The following is a 9,545-nucleotide window of genomic DNA, read 5'->3' on the forward strand; positions in this document are numbered from 1 at the left end:
ACCGCGCAACTGACCAAAGCCGGCCAGGAAATTCACCTCAAGGCCGGCGCCAAGATGGTGATCGAGGCGGGCAGCGAACTGACGATCAAGGCCGGGGGCAGTTTTATCAAACTCGATGCCGGCGGCGTCACAGTGGTGGGGCCGGTGGTGAAGATCAATGCGGGGGGAGCGCCGGGGAGTGGGACTGGGATTGGGATCAAGCCGCCGACGTTGCCGGGGGCGGCGGATAGGGATAAGGCGGGGAGTTTGATGGATGGAGCACTGTTGAATGCACCGGAAGAACAGATCAAGCGCAGGCCGAAGCGGATGCTCAATTTCTCCGGCTAACCGACACCATCAGAGCTTCCAGTCACCAAGGATCAGGATTTCAGGTAAGTAGTTATGGCAGAGACAACAAGCAGCAAGGTTGAAAAGTGGGCATACCCTCTGAAAGCTGGAGCTTCAGAGGTCACAGATTCGATGCAGTATTACAAGGCTTTGGCCAAGGCCAAGGATGGGTATTACCCGCTTGGTTCCAATGGCTTGTGGCACGGTGGCGTTCACTTCGATGAGGACACCGGGTTAGTCGCAGACAAGAGCGAAGTTCGTTGCATCGCCGATGGCGAGGTGGTCGCTTATCGAATTGATGAGAAGTACCCGACCTCGAATTACGGTTCAACACCGTCGGTGTTCTCAACCGGTTTCGTGTTGGTAAAACATCGTCTTGAGTTGCCTGCGCCTCCCGCTCCGGTAGGTGGCGCACCGGCAACGACGCCACCAGTTACCAGCCCAAGCCTGACCTTCTTCAGCCTGTACATGCATCTGCTGGACTGGGAGGGCTACAAGGCCAACCCTACGCTTAAGAGGCCTGCCTTTTGGGGTAAAGACACTTATCAAGTCAAAGCAAATGCGCCAGACAAGTCATTAGGGCTGCGAGTTCGTAGCGGCAACTCAGGACAGACCTCGGTATTGACGGTTCTACCCCGTGGCACCACGGTGAACACTAAACCTGCTCCAGCAACACAAAAGTGGCTCGAAATCGTCAGCGTGACCCCTGAAGTCGCAGCTCTGCCAGCGAATACAGGTTGGGTGTTCAAAGGTGAAATGCAGCATCTTTCCGGAGATATTTATTTTGTAGGAGAACAGGCCAAGGACGCCCCTCCAGAGCAGAAAACCGGGGCGAACATCCGCAGTGCCACGGCAAGAGGGCTACCTATAGGTTTTTTACCTACAGGCACGCAAATCAAAATCAGCAATGAACAAGCTTCTGGCAAATATCGCAAGCTACTGGAAATTGTCACCGGCGAATCCATCCCTGCGTTAACACCGGGTGCAGATGGAACATTGCCTGGGTATGTCTGGCTTGACTCTCTTGAGGCAAAAAGCGAACCCAAAACCCCTGGGGTGATTGTCCCGTTGACACCGGTTCATAAAATCAAAGCCGGTGAGCTCATAGGGCATGTGGGGAAGTATCAGAACTACTCGGATGCAGCTCCGAAAAATTTACTGCATCTGGAAGTCTTTAGCTGTGAGGACATCAAGGCTTTCATCGACCAGACCAAAGAGCAGGCCGTCAGACTGCCAGCAACAGAAAAGACACTGGTCAAAATCCTGCCACACACCCCGCTGATTACTCATGTGCCGGGTATGAATGCTACCAACCCCCCCAAAGCGAACGATGCTAGCAAAGAGGTCGGTTATGGCCTGCTCATTCCTGTGAGCGTATTGGAAGCCCTGCCAGCAGAGAAAAAAATCAAAGCTCCGGTGGTGATGGATGGAGTCACTACCTATACGCAGTGGTGGCACCTGGAAGGGCTACTCGCCGATGCTCAAGGAGAGAGCATCGACGGTTGGTTTGCCGAGCCTAATACCACGTTGTACCGCCACTCGCCTTTTGAATGGGAAGGTTTCACCTTCATCGAAGAGACTGGGAGCAATGTCGATCTCTACGCGGATTTTCTGCATGCGCAAGAGAATATGACCGATGAAGAGCGCAAGGCTTACCACCCAAATATCGTGACTGCCGGGGCAGGTCCGACAAAACAATCTCTCTACACCATCCTTGATCGAAATCACGACACGAAGCTTCCACCGGAAGAGATAGGAAATGCCCTGAGTAAGCCTTGGTTTGCCCAACCGGTCTCCCAGATGATTATCAAGTATGAGAGTGAGTGGGACTACCAGGCAGCGAAGTGGGACTCATTGGATGAGTTGATGGGGCATAGCGAATCGGCGCCGCATAAGGAGTGGGTTGCTGAGAAGGCGCGGATTGAGAAGTTGAGCTGGTGGGGGAAATTGGTTGGGCAGCATGGAATAACTGCTGAGTCCAATGTTCAACACATCCATCTGGTTGGGATGCTCGGTTCGTTCTGTTCTACAGGGCGAGAGTTACTAACCTTCGATCAGATGAAAGGAATGTTTCCAACTTCTTCAGAAAGTAAGCGTGAAGAAGTGAGAGACCTATTTAATAAATATGCTGATAGATTTGAGATAAATACTAAGGTAAGAATTGCTCAGTTTTTTGCACAAGTTAAAACAGAGGTTGGAGCAGCTCTTGTTGGTAAGTCTGAAAGCTTGTGGTATTCGGTAGATGCCTTGAAGAGTCTATTTACAAGATATTTTGGGCATTACCCTGCTGAGGCCGAAGAACTTGGGTATAAAAGAATAACTATCCAGCAGTACAATGCACTTAGTGTGGCGGCCAAAGCTGCTTATACAGTAAATGGTAGTAATGCATACTCGCAATTTCCAAAGCCTGATGAAATAGCTAAACGTGTGTACTGCTGTTGCTCTGCTGAGGGTGGTTTTGTATTGACGCCAGGAGGCTGCTCCGAGGGGTTGAGCTATAAAGGTAAAGGCTTCATTCAGCTTACTTGGAAGTCTAATTACAAAGCGGTTGAGGATGTGCTGAAGCAGAAATTGCCAGAAGAAAATATTGATATTGTGGCTAACCCTGATCAACTGCTTGAAACAAAAATAGGTCTCTTGTCTGCAATGGGATTCTGGGAGTGGAAAAAGTTGAATAACATCGTGGCTCCTAATGTGGAAAGTACCAATGATATTACTAAGGTTGTGAATCTGAATACGGAGAGTTATGGCGAGCGACGTACTAATTTCACAGAGATATATCAGGCGCTTAATCATGAATAGTTATTTCTCCTATTGTGGCTCTATCGTATTCTTCACCTTGTTGAGCTCATTTTCTTTGGCAGAGGAGGTAGCTTTTCCTGATAATGCCGATGTCGCTAAGACCTTTGAATCAAATTTAATTTCCGGACTGAAAGGGCAGAAAGTGATGGTGCTGAAGGCGTCGCCTGACGCCTCCTTTCAAAAGCTTCTATTGACTGCAGAAATTGGTGGAAAACAGTCTGTAGTACTTACTGCTCCATTGGCATTGCCATTAATAAAAAACTCCTACTCTCCTGCAAGTTATGATGGTTTTAATGTGGGTGAGTTTGATGGAGGAAAGGGTGTTGTTCGTCTCGTAGATACTCAAGGAGAAATGAGGGAGATAAATTACAAGCCGGCTGTTGAGGGTAAATATCTTTATCTTAAAACTGTAGAGGAAGACAATGCTCAATATAGGTTTAACTTAAGATTTAAATATAACTCTGAAAAGAAAAAGATTGTTCTAGAGGATTTGTTTGTTGTAAGTAATGTTGGTTCTTGTGATCGTTCGGTTTTAAATGTATACGCTATTAAGTCTAGTGCTTTGATAGGGGTTGCATTAGAAGATTTTAATGGTCTTGATGCTTTTGGTTATCTAAATAAGCTCCGTGTGGATAGTGGGTCGGATGCTGTTGATAGAGAAAAGCTGATGTCGGTCGATGTCGGTGAGAATTTTGACCAGGCATTACGTGCATACAAAAAAAATGACCTTTCAAAATTTAAAGAGTTAATGGGTTATTTTATAGTTAGCAGTGATGAAGGTGCTGTTTGTGCTCCTGAAAACTATGTTGTTGGAAAGTATTATTACCCTGAAAATATTGGTTGGTCTAATGACTTAGGTTTCTTGCTTGAGCAGTCAGGGTACTTTCCAGAAGCTATTGAATTGTTGAGCTATATAGTTTCGAAGAACCCCAGCCGAACCGTTGCGTATCTTAACTTGGCGGATGCCTATTGGGGGGATGGAAAAAAAGATCTAGCGATAGAGAATTACAAAAAATACAACTCGTTAATGAGTCAGGCAGGAAAAGCCGGAAAAATTCCAAAGCGTGTACTTGAACGCAGTCAAAGTTAGTGTCTAGGCAAGCCATTAGTTTTAATGGCTTACCTTCTATGTGTCAAATACTCATTGAGTACTGCTTTTACTGGCTTGGCGAAATGGCGTTTGAGATGTCATCCACTACGGCTTTACCCATTTCGCACAAATAGTAAGCCGACCAAGCATAACGCTCTCCTTGCTCCTCCATCGCGGCATCGAGCATGAGTTTTTTGGCGTAGTAGAACAGGTTGGAAGCATGTTTTGAATGTGGATAAGTTTTAGGCTTATATTTTGAGGGCAAGAAATTGAAAGTATTTGCTTTCGTTTTAATGATCTTTTTACCGACGCTGGCCTCTGCTGAGCCCATATTTCCTCAGTATAAGTCATGTATGGATGGGAAGGGTAAGTCCAATGGATGTACGATTTTCCTAGATGAGAGTGGTTTTTTAGTTGACGCGGCTACGGGGGGCAAGGTCGTCACAACTCCTGAGTCTATGGGGGCAATTAGCTCAAATTGGCTATATCAGTATGGTAACAAGTACATATTAGAGAATCAGAATCTTTCTTCCTCTAAAACCCGTCAGTGGGTGACATTTGAATATGAAAGAGGAAAGATAGTTGTCGATAGGGTTTATAGCTTCTCGACAGAGATATCTATGCAGTCAGGACCTACTTGGTACGGATATGAGTGCCGCGGAAATTCTATCGAGGTGGTCGGGCATGCAGAACTATCCCTTAGTGAATTGGCCATGACTTCTGTTTGTGGCGAAGCTGTTGGGGAAAATATAAAAGTAAAAGAAGAAGCTCCGTCAGCTACAGCAGGAGGTGCACTGGCAGTAAGTATTCCTGTCTACACCGCAAAAAAAATTAGTGGTGCAGCAACATATCTATTTATGGAAAGTAATGAGCCGGATATTTTTCGGATGGCTTGTTATTCAGGTTGCGCATTGAAAGCTAAAGATAACTCAGTGCCGTATGTTGGAAGGATTGCAAAGTCTGCGTGGTTTTTTGGCGAGCTGCAAGATAAGGCCTGTCAAAGTAGTGGCTCGTATAAATACAAGAGATCTTCAGAAAAAATTGTACTCAGTGGTTGTATTGGAGATGGCATTATAAAAATGACAGAGTATCTACCAGGAACAAAAATAGAGAGGGCTCAGTTTATAGGGAAAACAGATGGCGAAGGCTACAAAGGAGAATGGATATCTAAGTCGGGCGATAATAAAAAGTTTGTTTTTTTTATGTTTCCTTTAACTGTGTATTAAGTTGTATGGGTAGCGGCTTTAGTGGTTTTGAGCGGCGATTATGATTGGTATTATAGAGCGAGAATTAAAACTGTTTTAGGGAGAAAAGTTGCAATTCCAAATTCTTACGACTCTCCCCGTAGGACAGCGGCGGTGGTCAATAAGCTTAATATAGTGGTGCGACTATGGTGGATGCTCGGTATGAAAGAAGTATTTGCATTGCTGCTTTTTCTTGTGGGGTGCTATGTATTTAGTGTATCTGCTTGTGAGGTGCCTGAAAGCAGGGTGTTTCCAGCATTAAAGGCAGATGATGGCTATATAGTTTTTAATGAAGTTCCATTGGTTGGAGATGATGGGGCTCCGAGTGTGGATGAAATTAGTATTGATGTTGTTTTCTTTGATTGTATAAGTGGAAAAAGTTCACGTATAAGTGGGTTGCCATTTTTGGCCTCTACAGGCCAGGTTCGTGCTGCTTTTTTTGCAGATGCGAAGGATGGTGAAGATAAAAAGCTTTTTATAATTCATAGTGTTGAAATAATCTCTGATACTGGGATTAATTACTCTGGCGACTACTATACCGTCCATGTGTATTCTAAAACTCCTGATGGTTATATTAGAAATGACCGTCTTTCAAACTATTTTGGAGTGGGTGGAGACGTTCTTCTAAACTTAGATGGTAACGAGCTCAAGTACCGATTTCCATATAAAACTCCTGATGCAATTGTTAAGAAGTTGGAGTCTAGTTCATATCGGAAGTGGGTGGCCGGAGAGCAGATCAATCTGACGGTCAAGGGTAAAAATATTATTTATAGCTCTCCAAATACAGCTGATGTTACCCGTATGTACTTAGTTGGTGGTGACAAAGTCTTGCAAGAGAGTATAGAGGCGGGGTGGGTGAAAATTATGTTTAAGACTTCAAAGAACAAAGAGATTAGGGGGTGGGTCATGTGCGCGTCAGTAGAAGGGTGTTAGAATATATAAATTGTGATTTTGTTGATTGGGGCGTTCCGCCCTTAACGTAGTGGAGAAGATGAGTTCTTTAAATTCGTCTTTTCGCTGTAGTCTTTTAAGTTTTAAGTCGCCTTGTAGAGAGCGAAATATTGCCTAATATTATGCTCTCTATTTGGCATAGATAGTGAGCTGACCAAACACAGAGCTCTCCTTGCTCTCCTTGCTCTCCTTGCTCTTATAGCTCTACATCGAGCATGAGCTTTTTGGCGTAGTAGGACAGATTGGAAGCATGCTCCAAGGCTTCCTGGGCTGGGATGTCTGGATTGACGCGGAACAAGCTTGTTCCTTTTCACCGCAGTCGGCGAAGGTAACACTGAAATGCAATTGCTGGAAATAACTGGTAAGGCTACGGCGTTTTTAGGGTGTCTAATGATGTTCGCTAGCCCAGTGATGGCAGATACTAAGTGTGATGCTAATACAACAGTAAACGCAGATATAGTGCGTTGCTCTCAAGCTTCTCTTTCAAAAATCGATAAGATTTTGAATGAGCAATATAAAGCTCTTTCTGATGAGCTAGCCTCTGATTTTAAGGCTGACTTGGTTTCTGCACAAAAAAGCTGGATTCGTCTGAGGGACGAGCAATGTAATGATGAGGATGAGGAGTCTTCCGGTCAAGAAGCTCCCATTGAAAGACTTTCTTGTTTGAACCAGTTTACGAGCTTTCGTGTAAATGAAATTGTATATCTGCGAACTGGAGTCATTGGGGATGGGTTCTATAAAGCGGTATCCATTGTGAATAAAAAAGCAACCTCTATGGATTATGCTAAAGCTGTTGCATATGTGGGCGGAGATATGGATTTTGGATCGGGCTGGTCTGAATATGCCAAAAAGAACTGTGTGATGACACAGAAAATTTATGGTGAAGCTACTGAACGGTGTTTGTCTAGGATGCGTTTTCAAATGCCGATCTATTGAGTGACTCTCTGAGATTACACTAGGCAAGCCATTAGTTTTAATGGCTTGCCTTCTATGTATCAAATGTTCATTGAGTACTGTTTTTACTGACTTGGCGAAATGGCATTCGAAAGGTCATCCACTACAGCTTTGCCCATTTCGCACAGATAGTAAGCTGGCCAAGCATAACGCTCTCCTTGCTCCTCCATCGCGGCATCGAGCATGAGTTTCTTGGCGTAGTAGAACAGGTTGGAAGCATGCTCCAAGGCTTCCCGGGCGGGGATGTCTGGATTGACGCGGAACAGGCTTTGTTCTTTTTCGCCGCAGTCGGCGAAGGTGACGATGCCGATGGTTTTGATAGAAGAGGTCATTGCTCACCTCCGATTTTGCATTGGAAGTGGGCTCTGGTTAGGACGATAACGTTCATGGCAGTAACTCCGTTTACTGGGTTATAGCCGCCACTTCGTTACCAAGCGAATGGGTGGCAGCTGTACGCAGGTTGGTAAACCGGGGTAAACGAGCCCGGCAGACCCGAAGGTCTCCCGCGCACAGCTGCCATAACGAAAATGCAGGCGCAAAAAAAGCGCCAGCATTCGTTATGGAGGGCGCTTACGCGCCGTTTACTCGTCGGGTTACCAAGCCCGGCCGCTGATTTTGCAGCGACGGCGGAAGGATAGCGGGGAGGCTGGGCAGCTGCAATGACAGGATTACCGCATTTTATGACGATGTATTTTCGACGTGTTCAGTGGGCTTTGGCGGCAGCGTCAGGCAGATCTTTGTGAGTCGCGTATCAAATTAGGAATCATCCTGCCGATGCTCGGTGTTTTCCTACAATCGTTATGCGTTCTACTTGATAGCGTCTGTATTCTGAGGACCACCTTTTCATAGCGCCACCGATGTCATGGATGATCACCAAGCAGGGAGCAAGCTATGTTCAATCCTTCCAATGAAACCCACTTCAGCCTGACGGTCGACGACTTCCAGGGTGACTTGCAGGTGCTGTCTTTCGAGGGGATCGAAGGCATCAGCCAGCCGTTCCGTTTCGATCTGGAGCTGGTCAGCGAGAACCCCGACCTGGACCTGGAAACCCTGCTGCACAAGCAGGCGTTTCTAGCCTTCGATCCGCAAGGCAGTGGCATCCACGGGCAGATCTACCGCGTGGCCCAGGGCGATGCCGGCAAGCGCCTGACCCGCTACAAGGTGTCGCTGGTGCCGCAATTGGCCTACCTCGAACACCGCACCAACCAGCGCATCTACCAGCAGCTGTCGGCGCCGAAGATCATCGCCCTGATCCTCGAAGAGCACGGCATCCAGGGCAACGCCTACCAGTTCCAGCTCGGCACCCCATGCCCGGACCGCGACTACTGCGTGCAGTACGACGAAACCGACCTGCATTTCATCCAGCGCCTGTGCGAAGAGGAAGGCCTGCATTACCACTTCCAGCACAGCCCGCAGGGCCACCTGCTGGTGTTCGGCGACGACCAGACCGTGTTCCCCAAGCTCGGCCAGCCCACCGCCTATATCCAGGGCAGCGGCATGGTCGCCGACGAGCCGGTGATCAAGGGTTTCAACCTGCGCCTGGAGACCCGCACCCGCCGTACTACTCGACGCGATTACGACTTCGAGAAGCCGCGCCTGCAACTGGAAGCGGCCTATAAACCCGAGGCTGAAAGCGAAGAACCGGACCTGGAAGACTACGACTACCCGGGCCGTTTCACCGACCGCGCGCGTGGCAAGTTCCTCAGCCAGCGCGCCCTCGAACGCCACCGCGCCGACTACCAGCAGGCCGAAGGCTGGGGCGACCAGACGCGACTGGTCAGCGGCCACTTCCTGGAACTGTCCGAGCATCCGCGCAGCGAGTGGAACGACCTCTGGCTGCTGACCCACATCGTCCACGAAGGCAAGCAGCCGCAGGTGCTGGAAGAGTCGGTGACCAGCGACACCACCGACAACAAGGATGACTTCCACCAGGGCTATCGCAACCGCTTCCTCGCCACGCCCTGGCAGGTGTTCTACCGCCCGGCCCTGAACCACCCGAAACCGCGGGTGCTGGGCAGCCAGACCGCGGTGGTCACCGGGCCCAAGGGCGAAGAAATCCACTGCGATCAGTACGGCCGGGTCAAGGTGCAATTCCACTGGGACCGCGAGGGCAAGGCCGACGACAAGACCAGCTGCTGGCTGCGCGTGTCCTCCAGCTGGGCCGGCGACCGCTACGG

Annotated in this window: 9 protein-coding genes and 1 pseudogene; 7 read left to right on the forward strand and 3 right to left on the reverse strand. The window is 48.2% G+C overall.

From position 1 onward, the window contains the following. From BM019_RS30220 to BM019_RS30685, 3 genes and pseudogenes are all read left to right on the forward strand, one after another. Window positions 1-327, forward strand: a pseudogene (locus BM019_RS30220) (type VI secretion system tip protein VgrG); the annotation flags it as partial. Between the two features lie 54 nt (window positions 328-381). Beyond that, window positions 382-3,129 (forward strand): glycoside hydrolase family 19 protein, encoded by a 2,748-nt coding sequence (locus BM019_RS30225; protein ID WP_239691124.1) that lies wholly within the window; start codon window positions 382-384, stop codon window positions 3,127-3,129. Further along, window positions 3,122-4,219: a tetratricopeptide repeat protein gene (locus BM019_RS30685; RefSeq protein WP_139217404.1), complete on the forward strand. Its 1,098-nt coding sequence runs from the start codon at window positions 3,122-3,124 to the stop codon at window positions 4,217-4,219. Before BM019_RS30225 ends, BM019_RS30685 begins: the two co-directional genes overlap by 8 nt. 67 nt (window positions 4,220-4,286) lie before the next feature. On the opposite strand, the gene BM019_RS31120 is transcribed toward BM019_RS30685, so the two are convergent. Further along, window positions 4,287-4,550, reverse strand: a complete 264-nt coding sequence (locus BM019_RS31120; protein ID WP_239691125.1) for a DUF3077 domain-containing protein — start codon at window positions 4,548-4,550, stop codon at window positions 4,287-4,289. 22 nt (window positions 4,551-4,572) lie between these two features. On the opposite strand from BM019_RS31120, the gene BM019_RS30690 reads away from it, so the two are divergent. Further along, complete coding sequence (locus tag BM019_RS30690; protein WP_139217405.1) at window positions 4,573-5,445, forward strand: hypothetical protein; 873 nt, start codon at window positions 4,573-4,575, stop codon at window positions 5,443-5,445. 180 nt (window positions 5,446-5,625) lie between these two features. Further along, complete coding sequence (locus BM019_RS30695; RefSeq protein ID WP_139217406.1) at window positions 5,626-6,396, forward strand: hypothetical protein; 771 nt, start codon at window positions 5,626-5,628, stop codon at window positions 6,394-6,396. A gap of 214 nt (window positions 6,397-6,610) precedes the next feature. Here BM019_RS30695 and BM019_RS31235 read toward each other — a convergent pair whose 3' ends face one another. Beyond that, entirely contained in the window at window positions 6,611-6,712 is a 102-nt protein-coding gene (locus tag BM019_RS31235; protein WP_114762358.1) for a DUF3077 domain-containing protein, read from the reverse strand. Between the two features lie 41 nt (window positions 6,713-6,753). Here BM019_RS31235 and BM019_RS30240 point away from each other — a divergent pair, with 41 nt between their 5' ends. Continuing rightward, window positions 6,754-7,350, forward strand: coding sequence for a lysozyme inhibitor LprI family protein (locus BM019_RS30240; protein WP_007923698.1), 597 nt, complete (start codon window positions 6,754-6,756; stop codon window positions 7,348-7,350). Window positions 7,351-7,433: 83 nt separating this feature from the next. Here BM019_RS30240 and BM019_RS30245 read toward each other — a convergent pair whose 3' ends face one another. Then, window positions 7,434-7,700 carry a DUF3077 domain-containing protein gene (locus tag BM019_RS30245; protein WP_092422744.1) on the reverse strand — a complete coding sequence of 89 codons (267 nt, stop codon included), beginning with the start codon at window positions 7,698-7,700 and terminating at the stop codon, window positions 7,434-7,436. A gap of 559 nt (window positions 7,701-8,259) precedes the next feature. Between BM019_RS30245 and tssI the strand changes: the two genes are divergently transcribed. After that, on the forward strand, window positions 8,260-9,545 hold a 1,286-nt coding region (gene tssI / locus BM019_RS30250; protein ID WP_139217407.1), incomplete at its 3' end, for a type VI secretion system tip protein TssI/VgrG.

The organism is Pseudomonas sp. NFPP07 (assembly GCF_900115645.1).
Lineage (GTDB): Bacteria > Pseudomonadota > Gammaproteobacteria > Pseudomonadales > Pseudomonadaceae > Aquipseudomonas > Aquipseudomonas chlororaphis.

What these genes read in the sequence shown, in the direction of transcription:
- BM019_RS30695 (WP_139217406.1), top strand. Translation starts at nt 5,626, where the DNA reads ATGAAAGAAGTATTTGCATTGCTGCTTTTTCTTGTGGGGTGCTATGTA.
- BM019_RS30685 (WP_139217404.1), top strand. Translation starts at nt 3,122, where the DNA reads ATGAATAGTTATTTCTCCTATTGTGGCTCTATCGTATTCTTCACCTTG.
- BM019_RS30245 (WP_092422744.1), bottom strand. Translation starts at nt 7,700, where the DNA reads ATGACCTCTTCTATCAAAACCATCGGCATCGTCACCTTCGCCGACTGC.
- BM019_RS30690 (WP_139217405.1), top strand. Translation starts at nt 4,573, where the DNA reads ATGGATGGGAAGGGTAAGTCCAATGGATGTACGATTTTCCTAGATGAG.
- BM019_RS30225 (WP_239691124.1), top strand. Translation starts at nt 382, where the DNA reads ATGGCAGAGACAACAAGCAGCAAGGTTGAAAAGTGGGCATACCCTCTG.
- BM019_RS31120 (WP_239691125.1), bottom strand. Translation starts at nt 4,550, where the DNA reads ATGGGCTCAGCAGAGGCCAGCGTCGGTAAAAAGATCATTAAAACGAAA.
- BM019_RS30240 (WP_007923698.1), top strand. Translation starts at nt 6,754, where the DNA reads ATGCAATTGCTGGAAATAACTGGTAAGGCTACGGCGTTTTTAGGGTGT.